16 protein-coding genes are annotated in these 16,941 nt (G+C 71.5%); 6 read left to right on the top strand and 10 right to left on the bottom strand.

Annotated elements, in window-relative coordinates:
- Positions 1–25: 25 nt before the first annotated feature.
- The 10 genes from CEK66_RS16605 to map form a co-directional block, all read right to left on the bottom strand.
- Positions 26–589, bottom strand: a complete 564-nt coding sequence (locus CEK66_RS16605; RefSeq protein ID WP_193312691.1) for a LysE family transporter — start codon at positions 587–589, stop codon at positions 26–28.
- Complete coding sequence (asnB, locus tag CEK66_RS16600; protein WP_152237631.1) at positions 586–2,277, bottom strand: asparagine synthase B; 1,692 nt, start codon at positions 2,275–2,277, stop codon at positions 586–588. The genes CEK66_RS16605 and asnB overlap by 4 nt, the downstream gene beginning before the upstream one ends.
- Before the next feature lie 249 nt (positions 2,278–2,526).
- Positions 2,527–3,657, bottom strand: a complete 1,131-nt coding sequence (gene dapE, locus CEK66_RS16595; RefSeq protein WP_152237630.1) for a succinyl-diaminopimelate desuccinylase — start codon at positions 3,655–3,657, stop codon at positions 2,527–2,529.
- Between the two features lie 162 nt (positions 3,658–3,819).
- Positions 3,820–4,278 carry a GNAT family N-acetyltransferase gene (locus CEK66_RS16590; protein WP_152237629.1) on the bottom strand — a complete coding sequence of 153 codons (459 nt, stop codon included), beginning with the start codon at positions 4,276–4,278 and terminating at the stop codon, positions 3,820–3,822.
- A complete protein-coding gene (locus CEK66_RS16585; RefSeq protein WP_152237628.1) occupies positions 4,275–4,631 on the bottom strand; it encodes an arsenate reductase in 357 nt (118 codons plus the stop codon). The genes CEK66_RS16590 and CEK66_RS16585 overlap by 4 nt, the downstream gene beginning before the upstream one ends.
- A gap of 231 nt (positions 4,632–4,862) precedes the next feature.
- Positions 4,863–5,639 (bottom strand): hypothetical protein, encoded by a 777-nt coding sequence (locus tag CEK66_RS16580; protein ID WP_226978648.1) that lies wholly within the window; start codon positions 5,637–5,639, stop codon positions 4,863–4,865.
- A 337-nt stretch (positions 5,640–5,976) separates the two neighbouring features.
- Positions 5,977–6,846 carry a hypothetical protein gene (locus tag CEK66_RS16575; RefSeq protein WP_152237627.1) on the bottom strand — a complete coding sequence of 290 codons (870 nt, stop codon included), beginning with the start codon at positions 6,844–6,846 and terminating at the stop codon, positions 5,977–5,979.
- A gap of 1 nt (position 6,847) precedes the next feature.
- Positions 6,848–7,843: a 2,3,4,5-tetrahydropyridine-2,6-dicarboxylate N-succinyltransferase gene (gene dapD, locus CEK66_RS16570; protein ID WP_017917099.1), complete on the bottom strand. Its 996-nt coding sequence runs from the start codon at positions 7,841–7,843 to the stop codon at positions 6,848–6,850.
- Complete coding sequence (locus CEK66_RS16565; RefSeq protein WP_152237648.1) at positions 7,843–10,443, bottom strand: [protein-PII] uridylyltransferase; 2,601 nt, start codon at positions 10,441–10,443, stop codon at positions 7,843–7,845. The genes dapD and CEK66_RS16565 overlap by 1 nt, the downstream gene beginning before the upstream one ends.
- 29 nt (positions 10,444–10,472) lie before the next feature.
- A complete protein-coding gene (gene map, locus CEK66_RS16560) occupies positions 10,473–11,249 on the bottom strand; it encodes a type I methionyl aminopeptidase (protein ID WP_017911155.1) in 777 nt (258 codons plus the stop codon).
- Positions 11,250–11,475: 226 nt separating this feature from the next.
- Between map and CEK66_RS16555 the strand changes: the two genes are divergently transcribed.
- The 6 genes from CEK66_RS16555 to CEK66_RS16530 all read left to right on the top strand — a co-directional run.
- A complete protein-coding gene (locus CEK66_RS16555) occupies positions 11,476–11,979 on the top strand; it encodes a spore coat U domain-containing protein (RefSeq protein WP_017912102.1) in 504 nt (167 codons plus the stop codon).
- 14 nt (positions 11,980–11,993) lie between these two features.
- A complete protein-coding gene (locus CEK66_RS16550) occupies positions 11,994–12,734 on the top strand; it encodes a fimbria/pilus periplasmic chaperone (RefSeq protein WP_152237626.1) in 741 nt (246 codons plus the stop codon).
- On the top strand, positions 12,685–15,054 hold the full coding sequence (locus tag CEK66_RS16545; protein ID WP_152237625.1) for a fimbria/pilus outer membrane usher protein: 2,370 nt from the start codon (positions 12,685–12,687) through the stop codon (positions 15,052–15,054). Before CEK66_RS16550 ends, CEK66_RS16545 begins: the two co-directional genes overlap by 50 nt.
- Positions 15,051–16,073, top strand: coding sequence for a spore coat U domain-containing protein (locus CEK66_RS16540; protein WP_152237624.1), 1,023 nt, complete (start codon positions 15,051–15,053; stop codon positions 16,071–16,073). The genes CEK66_RS16545 and CEK66_RS16540 overlap by 4 nt, the downstream gene beginning before the upstream one ends.
- 81 nt (positions 16,074–16,154) lie before the next feature.
- Complete coding sequence (locus CEK66_RS16535; RefSeq protein ID WP_152237623.1) at positions 16,155–16,475, top strand: hypothetical protein; 321 nt, start codon at positions 16,155–16,157, stop codon at positions 16,473–16,475.
- Positions 16,476–16,504: 29 nt separating this feature from the next.
- The coding region (locus CEK66_RS16530; RefSeq protein ID WP_226978647.1) for a fimbria/pilus periplasmic chaperone at positions 16,505–16,941 on the top strand (437 nt) is incomplete at its 3' end.

Raw genomic sequence — 16,941 nt, 5'->3', positions numbered from 1 at the left:
CAGCGCGACACGCCTGCGCTTGCGGCTACACCGCCCGCCACAGCAGGCGCAGGCCCAGGCCACTCATCAGCACCGCACTGAGCCGGTCCAGCGGCCGCCGCGCGCGCAGCCACCAGCGCCGCGGCGCGGGCGCGGACAGCAACCCGGCCACCAGCGCGAACCAGGCCGCATCGATGGCGAAGGCCAGCGATGGCAGCGCCACGTACTCGGCGGGCACGCGCTGCGCCGGCAGCAGCGCGGCGAACAGGCCGGCGAACACCAGCGCGGTCTGCGGGTTGCCGAGCTGGGTCAACAGGCCCATGACGAAGGCCGAGCGCACCGCCGGCACCTGCTGTTCCGGCGCGGTGGCGGCCAGCGACGCCGGCGTCCGCCACGCCCGCCAGGCCAGCCACAGCAGATAGGCGGCACCGGCGACCGACAGCGCGCGATGCAGCGCCGGCACCCGCTCCAGCAACGCCTGCAGGCCGAACAAGGCCGCCAACGCGAACAGCGCGCAGCCCACGCCCATGCCCAGTGCCGCGGCGAGCCCGGCCGCGCGCGAGCGCCCCGCGGCCAGCCGCGCCACCAGCAGGAAGCTGGCGCCGGTCACCCCAGCGCCTGCGCGTGCACCCCGGCCACCGCACGGCCGGAGGGATCGGCCATCGTCGCGAAGCTGGCATCCCAGGCGATCGCCGCCGGCGAGGAGCAGGCGATCGACTTGCCGCCGGGCACGGTCTCGGCCGCGGCCGGCGTCGGGAACACGCGCTCGAACAGGCTGCGGTAGTAATAGGCTTCCTTGGTCTGCGGCGGGTTCACCGGGAAGCGCTTGTCGGCCGCGGCCAGTTCGCGGTCACTGACCTGGGCCTCGGCATGCGCCTTCAGCCCATCGATCCAGCCGTAGCCGACGCCGTCGCTGAACTGCTCCTTCTGCCGCCACAGGATCGACTCGGGCAGATAGCCCTCGAAGGCTTCGCGCAGCACCGCCTTCTCGATGCGCTTGCTGCCGTCGGCGCGGGTGCCGGCCATCTTGTACTGGGCGTCCATGCGCATGGCCACGTCCAGAAACTCCACGTCCAGGAACGGCACGCGCGGCTCCACGCCCCAGGCCATCATCGACTTGTTGGCGCGCAGGCAATCGTAGTTGTACAGCGCGTCGAGCTTGCGGATCAGTTCTTCGTGGAATTCGCGCGCGTTCGGCGCCTTGTGGAAATACAGGTAGCCGCCGAAGATCTCGTCGCTGCCTTCGCCGGAGAGCACCATCTTCACCCCCATCGCCTTGATCCGCCGCGCCAGCAGGAACATCGGCGTGGAGGCGCGGATGGTGGTGACGTCGTAGGTCTCGATGTGCCGGATCACCTCCGGCAACGCGTCCAGGCCTTCCTCGAAGGTGTACTCGAAGCCGTGGTGCACCGTGCCCAGCGCCTCGGCGGCGATCGCCGCGGCGGCCAGATCCGGCGAGCCCTTCAGGCCGATCGCGAACGAGTGCAGGCGCGGCCACCATGCCTCGGCCTCGTCGTTCTCCTCGATGCGCTTGCGCGCGAAGCGCGCCGCCACCGCCGCCACCAGCGAGGAATCCAGTCCACCGGAGAGCAGCACGCCGTACGGCACGTCGGTCATCAACTGGCGATGCACGGCGCGCTCGAAGGCCTCGCGCAGTTCCTGCTTGCTCACCTCCACGCCCTGCACCGCCGCGTAGTCGCGCCACGGCTTGCGGTAGTACTGCACGAGTTCGCCGCTGGCGCTGTCGTAGTAGTGGCCCGGCGGGAACTGGGCGACGTCGGCGCAACTGTCGGCCAGCGACTTCATCTCCGAGGCCACCCGCAGCCGCCCTTGCGCGTCGTGGCCCCAGTACAGCGGGCACACGCCCATCGGATCGCGCGCGATCAGCACGCGGCCGGCGGCCTTGTCCCACAGCGCGAAAGCGAAGATGCCGTTGAGTCGGTTCAGCAGCGCGTCCGGCATGGTTTCGCGGTACAGCGCGTTGATCACCTCGCAGTCCGAGCCGGTCTGGAAGGCGTATGGCTGCACGAGCTGCTTCTTCAGTTCGCGATGGTTGTAGATCTCGCCGTTGACCGCCAGCGCCAGCTGCCCGTCGTCGGAAAGCAGCGGCTGCGAACCGCCGGCCGGGTCGACGATGGCCAGGCGCTCGTGGACCAGGATCGCGCCGTCGTCGACATACACGCCGCTCCAGTCCGGGCCGCGGTGGCGCTGCCGCTGCGAGCAGTCCAGCGCCTGCCGCCGCAGCGCCTGCAGGTCGTCGCCCGGTTGCAGGCCGAAGATGCCGAAGATCGAACACATGGGAAAGCTCCTGATCGTGGGGTGTTGGTTGCGGAGGGGAACACCCAGGCACAAAAAAACCCGCATCGGCCGATGCGGGTTTTCTGGTGGCTGGGCGTGGTGTTTCTGGTAGCGCCTAGTCGCAGACCCGCATCGGCCGCGCACGATTATTCGCCAGCGCATTATTGCGGCCGTTGGCGTTGCTCGAGCGGAGGGCGGACAGCGAGGTCATGGAACGACCGTAACCCGGCACGCGGGCCGGCGCAACTGTTACCGCAGCAACCGTTCGATCAGGCGCAGGTACAAATCCGGCAACGCCTCCAGGTCGGCCACGCGCACGTGCTCGTCGACCTGGTGGATGCTGGCGTTGACCGGGCCGACTTCGATGCACTGCGCGCCCAGCGGGGCGATGAAGCGTGCATCGGAGGTGCCGCCGCCGGTGCTCTCCTCCGGCGGCGCGCCGGCGACCTCGCCCAGCACCTCGCGTGCCACCCGGCGCAGCGTGCCTTCGGGGGTGTAGAACGGCTCGCCGCTGCGGTGCCAGCGCAGGTCGTAGTCCAGCCCATGGCGATCGAACAGCGCGGCGATCTCCGCTTCCAGCCGCGGCGCATCCCAGTGCGGGGTGTAGCGCAGGTTGAAGGCGACCTGCAGTTCGCCGGGGATCACGTTGTTGGCGCCGGTACCGGCATGCACGTTGGAGAGTTGCAGGCTGGTCGGCGGGAAGCTTTCGTAGCCGTCGTCCCAGTGCCGCGCGACCAGCTCGGCCAGCGCCGGCGCGGCCAGGTGGATCGGGTTGCGCGCCTTGTGCGGATAGGCCACGTGCCCCTGCACGCCGCGCACGCGCAGCGCACCGGAGAGGCTGCCGCGACGGCCGACCCGCAGCAGATCGCCGAGCCGCTCGGTGGACGAGGGTTCGCCGGTGATGCACCAGTCAATGCGCTCGTCACGCTCGGCGAACACGCGCGCCACATGGCGCACGCCGTCGATCGCATCGCCTTCCTCGTCGCTGGTCAGCAACAGCGCCAGCGTGCCCGGGTGCTGCGGCTGCGCGGCCACGAACCGCTCCGCGGCGACCACGAAGGCGGCCACGCTGCCTTTCATGTCGGCGGCGCCGCGCCCGTACAGCACGCCATCGCGGACCTGCGGCGCGAACGGATCGCTGCTCCAGGCCTCGCGCGGCCCCGGCGGCACCACGTCGGTATGCCCGAGCAGCGCCAGCACCGGACCGTCGCCGCCGCGATGGGTGGCCCACAGGTTGTCGACCTCGCCAAAGCGCAGCCGCTCGATGGCGAAACCGGCGCGCTGCAGCCGCTGCGCGATCAGGTCCTGGCAGCCGGCATCGTCGGGGGTGACCGACGGGCGGGCGATCAGGTCGCAGGCGAGTTCAAGGACATCGGACATGCAGGGACACCGTTGGAAAACACGAGGGAGACGCGATGCGGATCGGCGGCGGCAGCGTCGCGTGCCGACGGCGCACGGCGTGCAGTGTACGAGTGGGACTGGCGGATTCGAAACATCGGTCAGGATCGCCGGACGGGTGCGCGGTCGCGGCGCCGGTCGTCGCTACGGCGCGATGCCGGGCCAGCGCATGCACTGCACGCGCACCGCGAAAGCTTCGTTGCCAGGCATGCGCCCGCCGTGCGTGCCGGTTTCGACGAAACCGCAGACGCGGTAGAACGCGAGCGCCGCAGCATTGCCCTCCAGCAATTCCAGCGTCAAGCCAGCCGGGCTGGCCTCCTGCACCGCGGCCACCAGCGCCTGACCGACGCCGCGCCGGCGCGCGTCCGGATCCACGTACAGCCAGGCCAGTTCCTCGCCGTCGTCGGCGACGAAGCCGAGCACCTGACCCTGCGCTTCTGCGACCTGCACGCGGTAATCGAACAAGCCTTCGCGCTCGGCCGCGATCGGCAGCGGCAGGAACGCCTCCGCCAGCCCCGCCGCCTGCAGTTCTTCCAGGCGCGCGGCATCGTGGATGGCGCACAGGCGCGCCCAGTCGTCGGCCCGGTACGGGCGGATCTTCACGCCACCCCGAACCGCTGCTTGAAGCCATTGTCGGAGAAGCCCTGGCTGAGCTTGCCGTCGTCGGTCACCACCACCGGCCGCCGGATCAGTTGCGGATACTCGCGCAGCAGCAGCTTCCACTCGGCATCGGAGCCGGGTGTCTTCTTGTTGTCGGGCAACTGCCGCCAGGTGGTGGAGGACTTGTTGACCAGCGCGTCGAACCCACCGGCCTGGCCGGCCCAGTGCAGCAGGGTCTCCGGGGTCGGCTTGTGCTCGCGGTAATCGACGAAGGTGTAGGCCACGCCGAAGCGGTCCAGCCACTTGGTCGCCTTCTTGCAGGTGTCGCAGTTCTTCAATCCGTACAACGTCGTCATCGAAACATCCCTTCAAGCGAATGAAGCCGCTCTCCCACCGGGAGCGGGGTTGGGGTGAGGGTCGGTCGGCCCAGAACCGATCGCACTCCAAAGCACCGCGCACCGCCTTTCGGCGGGCGATGCCATCAGGAGACGAACCGGGCATGCCGTCATCGACAGGCAGCAGCGCGCGTGATCTTACCCGCCGCGCGCGCCATCGGCCTCCCAGGCGCAAGAAGACGCCGCCAGGCCTCACTGCACCGGCACGTCCTGGAGCTTGGCCGAGTCGATCCGCCAGCGCAGCTGCGCCGCCGAAGCCCCGTCCACACCGTTGACCCGGCGCAGGACGTAGTCGCCGCGGAAGCGTTGCCGCGTGCCGTCGGCCAGCGTCGCCTCCACGATGACCGGCACCGGCTGGTACACCGAACCGGCGGCGCCATCGCTGGCGCCCAGCGCGCCGATCGTCGCCTTCACCGCACGCGTCTGCGCGAAGCCGGCCTTGAAGGCCGCGTAGGACTGCCCCGGGCGCCCGTCCTCGCCCCACTGCTGCCAGGCCGTGGCGTAGTCGCGCGCATTGATCGCCGCGTAATAGCGCCGCACCACGTCGGCCGCGGCCTGCGGGCTGTCGGCGGCCGGGCCGCACCCGGCGGTGGCCGGTCCGTCGCGGCCGAGCAGCGCGCAGCTGCGGGCGATCTCGTCGTCGATCATGGCGCAGCTGTTGGCGGCATTGCAGGGCGGGTGCGTGGCCGGCGACACCGAGCGACAGGTGGCCGCACGCGCCGCCGCGGCGTCGGCGCCGATCTCGTCGGCGCAGGACAGCGGCGCGCCCGCCGCACCGGCAGTCCCCGTCGTCGTCGCAGGCGTTTGCGCAGGCGCAGGTGTCGCGGCCGGCGCCGGATTGGGCGCAGCGGCGGCCGCCGCAGGCGTGTCGCCCTGCTTGGGCGTCGTCGACGCCGGCGCGCCCTCACGGCCGCACCCGGACAGCGCGAACGCGGCCGTCATCCAGCAAGCCCATATGATCGTACGCATCGGTCTCTCCTGTTCGTTCGTGGCAGCGCGCCAGGCCTCTTCCGTTCCGCCCCCTGACGTGGCGGCAGTGGCGCAATCGCGTGCGCCAGCGTATCGGGCCACCCATGTACGCCGGGTATGCACAGCGCTCCCGACCGGCCGCGGGATCGTCCGGTTCAACCGACGGCCGGCCGTCCATCTCCTGCAACGTCGATCACCCAGGCGGAGGCGAGCGTCGACGCAACAGGGCACGGCAACGCTGCGGTGCAACCGGCACGCATTGTCCTCTACCCGCGGGCACGCGACGGAACCGCTCGAACAGGTTGCACGCTGCCGGCGTTACCCAGGCGCCAGGCGCTCAGAGCAGCCGTTCGGACACCACCCGGAACGCGACACGCGGCAGGCGAAAGGCCAATCCCTCCTCCAGCGCGACACCCAGCGCCTGCAGCCGCGGGCAGGTCAGCGCCCCGGTCAGCCGCAACGGCTGCAGCGTGGCCGGGTCCACCGGCAAGGCGATGCGGGTGCTGGCCCAGCGGCCGTCGCAGGTACGGGCGATGGCCTCGTCCTGGCAGGTGAGGAAGCGCAGCAGCGCCTCGCGCGTGGCGAACGCCGGCGTCCAGTCGGCATCGTGCCAGGCCTCGGCAGGCTGCCAGTGCAGTTGCAGCGCCGGCGCGCTGCCCTGCCCCGGCTCGATCTGCGTGTGGCCGCTGCCATCGGACTGCAGCGCGTGCACGAAGCGCGCGGCCAGGTGCGGCTGCATGGCGTCGCTGGCGGCGCGTGCGCCGGCCACGTAGGCCAATCCATCCATCACGTTGCGGTCGAACAGCACCACCGGCCCGGCGTTCACATCGTCCACGCGACGCAGGTACCACCGCCAGTTGCTCTGCAGCGGCGATGGCAGGAGCTTCCGCAGCGGTCCGGCCAGGGCCGGACCGAAATGGCCGTGGCGATAGCTGAGGATGGTGTACGGCGTGCGCCCGTGGTGGACGACATGGGCGTAGCCCGGCGGCGGTGGCGGGGCGCGACGCACGTCGACCCACCAGTTCAGATAGACCACCTCGCGCACGTCGCTCGCAAGCGCCGGCAGCGGCCAGCGTTGCGTCAACGCACGCCGCAGCCGGGTCCAGCCAGGCGCATGCAGCAGGCGCGGCAGCACGCGCCCGTACCAGGCGGCGGACGGGTGCCGGTAAGCCGCGGCCTCGGCCAGGTCCGGCACCGCCGCCGGCATCTCAGTCGGCCAGGCCGCGCAGCAGGTCGTTGACGCTGGTCTTGCTGCGGGTCTTGGCGTCGACCTGCTTGACGATCACCGCGCAGTACAGCGAGTGCGAGCCGTCCTTGGACGGCAACTGCCCGGACACCACCACGCTGTACGGCGGCACGTAGCCGTAGGAGATCTCGCCGGTGGCGCGGTTGTAGATGCGCGTGCTCTGGCCCAGGAACACGCCCATGCCGATCACGCTGTGGTGGCCGACCACCACGCCCTCCACCACTTCCGAGCGCGCGCCGATGAAGCAGTGGTCCTCGATGATGGTGGGGCTGGCCTGCAGCGGCTCGAGCACGCCGCCGATGCCGGCGCCGCCGGACAGGTGGCAGTGCTTGCCGATCTGCGCGCAGGAACCGACCGTGGCCCAGGTGTCGACCATGGTGCCCTCGCCCACGTGCGCACCGATGTTGGTGAAGCTCGGCATCAGCACCACGTCCTTGCCGAAGTAGCTGCCGCGGCGCGCCACCGCGCCCGGCACCACGCGCACCCCGGCCTTGCGGAATTCGGCTTCGTGATAGCCGGCGAAGCGCGCTTCCACCTTGTCCCAGAACGGCGCCGGCTGCGCTTCCACCACGGCCATCTCGTTGACCCGGAAGTACAGCAGCACCGCCTTCTTCAGCCACTCGTTGACCTTCCAGCCGCCGTGCCCGTCCGGCTCGGCGACACGGAACTCGCCGCTCTCCAGGCCATCGATGACGCGGTTGACCACCGGCCGGGTCGACCCCTCGATCTCGTCGAGCGTCAGCGTGGCGCGACGCTCGAAGGCGCTGTCGATGGTGAACTTCAGCTCGTCGGCGCTGGGCACGGCCACCGGCTTGGCGCGCAGCGGCTTCGGCGCGGGCTTGGCGGGCTTGCTCGCCACGGTCGGCGCCGCCGGCTTTGCGGCAACCGGCTTGGCCGTCTTCTTGGGGGCCGCCGTCTTGGCAGCGGGCTTCTTGGCGGCAGGCTTCTTGGTGGCCATCAGCGGGGGTCTCCAGGCGGGGTATCGGGGTCCAGGCAGGCCTGCAGCGCGGCCTGCAACGCCTGGCGGGCGGCGTCGGGCAACGGCAGGTTGTGCTCGTCGGTGATGTGGAACAGATCCTCGGCGCGCTCGCCAAAGGTGGCGATGCGCGCGTCGTGCACGCGCAGGTGCTGCCGGCGCAGCACCTGGGCCACGTCCGACAGCAGCCCGGGGCGGTCCGGCGCGACCAGGCTGAGCCGGGTCAGGCGGCCGTCGAGGCTTTCGCGGAATTCGATGCGCGGGGCGAAGCGGAAATGCCGCAGCTGGCGCGGCACCACCCGCCGCGCCGGGCGCAGCCGCGCCAGGTCGCCGGCCAGCGCCTCGCGCAGTCCGGCCTGCAACTGCGCGATGTCGCCGCTGGCGAAGGCGTCGGCCGGCATCACCTCGAAGGTGTCGAAGATCGCCCCGTGCGGGGCGTCGAGCACGCGCGCGCGATGGATGCCGTAGCCGAGCCGGTCCAGGGTCATCACGATCGCGGCGAACAGGCCGTCGCGGTCCGGCGAATACACGAACACTTCCAGCGCCGCGTCGTCGGGGGTGACCGGGCGCACCTTGACCAGGGTGCCACCGAGTTCCACCTCCATCAGCGAGGTCGCCTGCCAGGCCAGTTGCTCGGGACGGAAGCGCAGGAAGCTCTCGTCCGGCATGCCGGCGAACTGGCGGTCGATGATGGCGTCGTCGTGGCCCTGGATGTGCATCAGCGCGCGCGTGGCCTCGCGCGCCTCCTGCAGGCGCTCGGCCACCGGCAACGGATGCTCCAGGCCTTCGCGCAGGGCGCGGCGCGCGGCGAAGTACAGGTCGGCCAGCAGCCGGTCCTTCCACGCGTTCCACAGCTTGGGGCTGGTGCCGGCGATGTCGGCGCAGGTCAGCAGGTACAGATAGTCCAGCCGCTCGCGGTCGCCGACCAGGCTGGCGAAGCGATGGATCACCTCCGGATCGGCGATGTCCTGCTTCTGCGCGGTCACCGACATGCGCAGATGCTGCTCGACCAGCCAGGCGACCAGCTCGGTGTCGGCGGCGCTGAGCGCGTGCGCGGCGCAGAACGCGCGCGCATCCACCGCGCCCAGCTCCGAATGGTCGCCGCCGCGGCCCTTGGCGATGTCGTGGAACAGGCCGGCCAGCAGCAGCAGTTCCGGCTTGCGCAGCCGCGGCCAGACTTCGTGGGCGATGGAGAAGCGTTCGTCGGCGCGCGCGTTGGCGAACACCGCCATGTTCTTCAGCACCATCAGCGTGTGCTGGTCGACCGTGTACACGTGGAACAGGTCGAACTGCATGCGCCCGGACACCTGCGCGAACGCCGGGATCCACTGCCCGAGCACGCCCAGCCGCGCCATCCGGGTCAGCGTCTGCACCGCGCGCGGGCCGCGCAACAGCGCCAGGAAGCGCTCGCGCGCGGTCGGGCTGGCGCTGGCGTAGGCCGGCAGATGCGGCAGCGCCTCGGCCAGCGCGCGCGCGGTCAGCGAATGCAGGCCGCGGATCTCGCCGTGCGCGGCCCAGGTGGCGAACAGCGCGAACACCTGCACCGGATCGGCCTGCGGCCAGCGCTCGTCGTCGGCGGCCAGGTAGCCGCGGCGCAGCGAGAAGCCGCCGTCCAGCGGCTGCGGCTGCGCTTCGCCGTCGAACTGTTCCTCGAAGCGCTGCAGCAGCCGGTCGCTGAGCCGGCGCACGATCGCCGCGCTGCGATAGAAGCGCTGCATCATCTTTTCGACGCCCAGGCTCTCGACGTCGTCGGAGAAGCCCAGGCGCTGCGCCAGGGTCTTCTGGTAATCGAAGCGCAGGCGCTCTTCCGGACGGTTGGCGACCAAGTGCAGCCCGTAGCGCAAGCGCGCCAGTTCGCGGCGCTCGCGGCGCAGCGCGGCGGCCTCGTCGCCGCCGACATGGCCCAGCCCGATCAACGGCTCCAGATCGCGCACGCCGAACGCGCGCAGCGCCATCCAGCCCAGCGTATGCAGGTCGCGCAGGCCGCCGGGGCCGTCCTTGATGTCCGGCTCCAGGTTGTCGGCGGTGTCGCCGAAGCGCTGGTGGCGGGCCTGCAGTTCCTCGCGCTTGGCCATGAAGAATTCGCGCGGCGGCCACACCCGCTGCGGGGCGATGGCCGCCGCCAGCGCCGCCTTGGCGGCGGCGTCGGCCTGCAGCGGGCGCGCCTCGATCAGCGCGGTCAGCACGGTCTGGTCGGCGCAGGCCGCGGTGCACTGCGCGGCCGAGCGCACCGCATGGCTCACCGGCACGCCGGCGTCCCACAACAGCGGGAACAGCCGTGCCAGCGCCGGTTCACAGGCGGGATCGAGGTCGCCGAACACCAGCAGGTCGATGTCCGAGCGCGGGAACAGTTCGCCACGGCCATAGCCGCCGACCGCGAACAACGCCAGCCCGGCCTCGCGCGGCACGCAGCGGCTCCAGGCGTGGCGGATCAACTGGTCGAGCGCGCGCGCGCGAAGCGCCAGCAGGCGATCGATGTCATCGCCCTGGTCGAAACGCTTGCTCAGCCGCGCATCGGTCTGCGCCAGCAGTTGCCGGACCGCGGCGGCCCAACCGGCGTCGTCGACGCCGGCACCGGGCATGCCGGCATCGGCACCGGCCGGCAACAGGCTCACGGTTCGCCGAGGCCGCCCGGCGACAGGGTCAGGACCTCCACCCCATCCTCGGTGACGGCGACCATGTGCTCCCATTGCGCGGAGAGCTTGCGGTCCTTGGTCACCACGGTCCAGCCGTCCGGCAGCACGCGGGTGTAGCGCGTGCCCTCGTTGATCATCGGCTCGATGGTGAAGGTCATGCCCGGCTTCAGCACCAGGCCGTCGCCCGGCCGGCCGTAGTGCAGCACCTGCGGTTCGTCGTGGTAGACCTTGCCGATGCCGTGGCCGCAGTACTCGCGCACCACGCTGAAGCGCTCGCTCTCGGCGTACTGCTGGATGGCATGGCCGACGTCGCCGAGCGTGGCGCCCGGCTTCACCGCGCGGATGCCGCGCCACATCGCCTCGTAGGTGGCCTCGATCAGGCGCCGCGCCATCACCGACGGCGTGCCCGCGCAGTACATGCGGCTGGTGTCGCCATGCCAGCCGTCCTTGATCACGGTGACGTCGATGTTGACGATGTCGCCGTCCTTCAGGACCTTGCCCTCGCTGGGGATGCCGTGGCAGATGACGTTGTTCACCGACGTGCACACGGTCTTCGGAAAGCCGCGATAGCCGACGTTGGCCGGCACCGCCCCCTGCACCTTGACGATATGGTCGTGGCAGATGCGGTCCAGCTCGGCGGTGGTGACGCCGGGCTTCACGTACGGGCCGATCAGGTCCAGTACCTCGGCGGCCAGGCGGCCGGCCACGCGCATCTTCTCGATGTCCTGCGGAGTTTTCAGATTGACGGTCATGGTCGTCATTATCGCTCATCCCGGCGCTGGCTGAACGCGCCGGACGCGTTGCCGGGTTTTTGGCACGCCGGCGCGGTCGCCGCTGCCTTCATCGCACTGAACACGGCACCCTGTGGCGGTCATCCCATGTGAAAACTGGATAACGATCCATAAATATGTGAACTGGCGCGCATTTTGCACTGGCGGTGGCACCGGCGGTTGTCCGCCCTCACCGAAGAACCCTGCCATGTACCTCTTCCATCGCGTTCTCGCCTTCCTCGTGCTGTTCGCCGCCGGGACCGGCCTGGCCTGGGCCCAGTCCGACTCGCGCACCTTCAACGTCAAGATCCAGATCACCAGCGTCTGCGACATCCAGACCGCGCCCACCGACGTCGATTTCGGCAGCGTCAATTCCACCCAGACCGCGATCAACAGCACCGGCACCTTGAACGTGCGCTGCACCTCCGGCACGCCGTACAACATCGCGCTGAACGCCGGTTCCGGCTCCGGCGCCACGGTCACCACCCGCACCATGGGCAGCGCCGACGCCAGCAATACCGCACGCGTGCCGTACGCGCTGTACCGCAATGCCGCGCGCACCCAGAACTGGGGCTCGACCATCGGCACCGACACCCAGGCCGGCACCGGCAATGGTGCAGTGCAACCGATCACCGTCTACGGCCAGGTCGCCAGCACCAACTACCCTGCCGGTTCCTACAGCGACGTCGTCACCGCCACCGTCACCTGGTAACCGGAGCCGCCTGCATGCGTTCGCGACTGTCTTCCTTCCTGCGCCTGCCGGCGCTCGCCGCGCTGTGGCTGGCGGCGGCCGGCGCGGCTGTCGCGGCGAGCCTGCAGGTGGCGCCGACCTCGGTGTCGCTGCGTGCCGAGGAGACCGCGCAGGGCCTGTGGCTGAGCAACAGCGGCGACGTGCCGCTGCGCGCGCAGGTGCGCGTGTTCCGCTGGCAGCAGCGCGACGGCGAGGATGTGCTCGACCCCAGCGACCGCATCGCGCTCAGCCCGCCGATGCTGCAACTGGCGCCGCACGCGCGGCAACTGGTGCGGGTGATCCGCCTGGATCCCGCGCCCGCCGCCGGCGAGGACGCCTATCGCATCCTGGTCGACGAACTGCCCAGCCAGGATGCCGGCGGCAACGCCAGCGCCGGGCTGCAGTTCGTGCTGCGCTATTCGGTGCCGGTGTTCCTCAAGCCGGCGGTGGCGACCGCGCCGGCGCTGCGCGCGCGGGTGGTGGGCGAAGGCGAGAGCGCGGCCCTGGAAGTGCTCAACCAGGGCAACGGCCACGCGCAGTTGGTGGACCTGCAGTTCGTCGCCGGCGATGGCCGCCGCAGCGCCATCGCCGAGGGTCTGGCCGGCTACGTGCTGCCGGGCCAGCGCAAGCGCTGGCCGCTGCCGGCGGCGCTGGCGCAGACCCAGGGAACGTTCGAGGCAAGGATCAATGGCGAGCCGCGCGCGCAGTCGCTGGTCGTGGACGCCGCGGCGCCCTGAACTGCTGCTGGCGCTGTGGGCCGGCAGCGCCGCGCTCGCCGTCGCCCAGCCGCAGCCCCCGCCCCGGCCCGAGGCGACCGCTCCGGCGCAGGAGACCCTGTACCTGGAGGTCACCCTGAACCAGACCCGCCAGCCCGGCCTGTTCCAGTTCCAGCGCGACGGCGAGCAACTGCGCGCCAGCGCCGCCACCCTGCGCCAGCTCGGCCTGCGCGTGGACGGCAGCGACGCCAGCGCGGCGATCGCCCTGGGCGACCTGGACGGCGTGCGCTTCCGCTACGACGCCAGCCTGCAGCAGGTGACGATCGACGCGCCGGTGGCGCTGCTGGACGTCGCCACCACCCGCATCGACGCGCGCGGCGGCGTGCCGTCGCTGCCGGCGACCAGTTCACCCGGCGCCCTGCTCGACTACGACCTCTACGCCAGCCGCCAGGGCGGCGCCAGCAATCTCACCGCCAGTGGCGAGCTGCGCGTGTTCGGTCTGGGCCAGGGCCTGCTGCGGCAGTCCTTCGTCGGCCGCGTGTACCGCGAGCCGCAGCAGGACTGGCGTGCCCAGACGATCCGCCTGGACACGCAATGGCAGTGGTCGCTGCCCGAGCGCATGACCAGCGTGGTGCTGGGCGACACCTTCAGCAGCAGCACCAGTTGGAGCCGCACCGTGCGCCTGGGCGGCGTGCGGGTGGGCAGCGACTTCGGCCTGCAGCCGTATCGCGCGATCACCACGTTGCCGGAATTCCTCGGCGAAGTGGCGGTGCCGTCCAGCGTGGACCTGTACGTCAACGGCATCCGCCAGTACGGCGCGCAGCTGCCGGCCGGGCCGTTCCAGCTGTCCGCCGCGCCGGGCGTGGACGGCGCCGGCAATGCCCAGGTGGTGATCACCGACGCCTACGGCCGCACCCGCTCGCTGGCCTTTCCGTTCTATGCGACCCAGGATCTGCTGGCCAGCGGCCTGACCGACTGGTCGCTGGCGCTGGGCCGGGTGCGCGAGGCGTACGGCGTCGCCGATTTCGCCTATGCCGGCGACACCGTCGGCAGCGCCAGCTGGCGGCGCGGCCTCGGCCCGCGCTTCACCGCCGAGGCGCACGCCGAGGCCGGCGCCGGCGTGCGCAATGCCGGGGTCGGCGGCCTGTGGCTGTTGCCGCGCACCGGCGTGTTCGGCGCCTCGCTGGCGCACGGCGGTGCGGCCGGCCAGCAAGGCCTGCAGTACGCGCTGAGCTACCGCTGGAACAACGGCCGCTTCAACCTGGCGATGGATACCCAGCGCGCGCAGGCCGGCTACCGTGACGTGGCCGCGCGCTACGGCGCCGCGCCGCCGCGGATCAGCGAGCGCGCCCTGTTCGGCAGCACCTGGGACGGCGTCGGCAACATCGCCCTGAGCTACGTGCGCCTGGCCTACCCCGACAGCGGCGACCAACGCTACGCCAGCCTGTTCTGGACCCGTGCCCTGCCGCGGCAATCGTCCTTGAACCTGAGCATCAACCAGAACCTGGACCAGGCCCGCGACCGCAGCGTGTACCTGGGCTGGTCGATCGCGCTGGACGGCCGCCGCCAGGCCGGCGTGGCCATGCAACGCATCGGCGAACGCACCAGTGCGACGGCCGACCTCAGCCAGGCGGCAGCCGCCGACGGCGGCAGCGGCTGGCGGCTGCAGGCGCGCGGCGGGCAGGACGGCGGCGGCGGCCTGGCCGAGGCCAGTTGGCGTGGCGACAGCGCCCGCTACGCCGGCGGCATCGCCAGCGCCGGCGGCCAGCGCTACGCCTATGCGGAAGCGTCGGGCGGCGTGGCCTGGATCGGCGGCGGCTGGTTCCCTGGCCGCGATCTCGATCAGGCCTTCGCCCTGGTCTCCACCGGCGGCGTCGCCGACGTGCCGGTGCTGCTGGAGAACCGGCCGATCGGCCGCACCGATGCGCGCGGCTTCCTGCTGGTCACGCCGCTGCTGGCCTGGCAGCACAACCGGCTGTCGATCGATCCGATGCGCCTGCCGCCCGAGTTGCGGCCGGAGCAGGTCGACCAGATCGTGGTGCCGCGCGACCGCACCGGGGTGGTGGTGGCGTTCCCGATCCGCCGCAGCGACGGCGTGCTGGTGCAACTGCACGATGCCGCCGACGCACCGCTGCCGGTCGGCAGCCGGGTGCATGGACCGGGCGTCGACACCGTGGTCGGCTACGATGGCCAGGCCTATGTGGAAGGGCTCGCGCCCGGCCGCAACGACCTGGAGGTGGACATGCAAGGACGCCGCTGCCGGTTCCGGATCGAGCGCCCGACGCAGGCGCCGCCCACCCGGCTGGGTCCGCTGCGCTGCCTGCCGGAGCGCACGCCGTGAGCGCGCGCGCCTGGCGGATATGGCTGCCGGCGCTGCTGCTGGTGGCCGCGGCGCTGCTGCCGCAGCGCGCTGCCGCCACCACCACCTGTACCGCGCAGGCCACGGCGGTGAGCTTCGGCACCCTCTCCGACACCGCCGCCACCGACGCCACCGCACAGATCCTGGTGACCTGCCAGACCGGCGCGATCAGCGTGCTGGGCACGATCTACGTGCGCATGTGCCTGAACATCGGCGAGGGCGCGCAGGGTGCCGGCCTCGGCATCACCCCGCGGCGCATGCTCAACCCGCTCAACGACAGCCTCGGCTTCCAGCTCTACCGCGACAGCGCGCGCAGCCTGGTCTGGGGCAGCGCGCTGAGCGGTTCCACCCCACTGCAGGTGGACCTGACCTATTCGTCGCTGGCGACCGGCGGCAGCGGCAGCGGCACCTACACCGTCTACGCGCGGGTGCCGTTGCAGAGCGGCATCGCCACCGGGACCTACCAGAACAGCTTCAGCGGCGTGTACACCAACCTGCAGTACCGCTACGACGAGCCGTTGGTCGGCAACCCCGCGGTGATTCCCACCTCCTGCACCACCGGCGGCAAGGGCGGCGGCACCTCGGTGCAGTTCCCGTTCGTGGCCAGCGCCACCGCCGCACCGACCTGCACCATCGCCAGCATCGCCGACCTGGACTTCGGCACCCAGTCCGGCCTGATCGACAACCCGCTGAACTACACCACCGTGCTCAGCATGAACTGCCGCTACCGCACCGCCTGGCAGGTGAGCCTGGACAATGGCCAGAACGCCAGCGGCAACGTGCGCCGCATGCGCAGCGCCAGCGGCCAGTACCTGACCTATGAGCTGTACCGCGACGCTGCGCGCACCCAACGCTGGGGCAGCACCCTGAATACCGATACCCAGACCGGTACCGGGACCGGCAGCGCACAGGCGCTGACCCTGTACGGGCAGGTCCCGGCCCGGCAGACGCCCGCCCCGGGCAGCTACAGCGACGTGGTCAAGGTCACCGTCACCTACTGAGGCCTGAACGGCGCCAGCGTGCCGGTCAAGTTGTCGTGGCGAGGGCCGCTATTGGCTGTGTCCTCCCCGGAGTTCCGCTCGATGACTGCGCCGTTCCTGCGACCGCTGCTGCTGGCGAGCCTGTGCGTGGCCGGCGTCGACGCGGCGGCGCAACCCGCCGTCGGCACCGGCGGCGCGATGTTGCGGATCGGTATCCGTATCGAACGCAGTTGCGAGATCGGCGCCCCGGCGCGTCCGCAACCCGGGGCACTGCCGACGGTCGCCTGCAACCGCCCGCTGGCCTACCAGGTCAGCATCGACGGCACACCCGCGCCCGGCGCCGGCATGGCGTTGGCCTTGAGCCTGCCCGCCGCCGGCATCACGCCGCGCACGTCGGCGGGCTACGCCACGGTCGCGTTCTAGTGGGCCGCGCCCGCAGCGCGCGCGCGCGCTTGCTGCCAACGCTGCTGCTGGCGCTGGCCGGCAGTGCCGGCGCGGCCGGGGTCCGGATCAGCCCGACCCTGGTGCAACTGGCCCCCGGCGAGACCAGCACCGACATCTGGCTGAGCAATACCCAGGACCGCCATTGGCAGGCGCAGGTCACGGTGTACCGCTGGCGGCAGACCGACGGGATGGACGACCTGGAGAGCACCGACGAGATCCGCGCCAGCCCGCAGTCGATCGACATCCCGGCGCAGGGGCGGCAACTGCTGCGGCTGGTGCGTCCCGGACCGGCCAGCGCCGAGGAAAGCGCCTACCGCCTGGTGCTGGAGGAACGCCCCGCCCCAGCCGACCCGGCCGCACCGGCGCCCGCCACGCCGGCCCCACCCTTGCTGCTGCCCTATTCGACCCCCGTGTTCCTGAGCCCGGCGGACCCGGCAGGCGCTCC

It is taken from the genome of Xanthomonas sp. LMG 12460, assembly GCF_009192895.1.
Taxonomy (GTDB): Bacteria; Pseudomonadota; Gammaproteobacteria; order Xanthomonadales; family Xanthomonadaceae; genus Xanthomonas_A; species Xanthomonas_A sontii.
The sequence above is the reverse complement of the archived record's forward strand: the minus strand, read 5'-3'. Positions and strand labels throughout refer to the sequence as shown.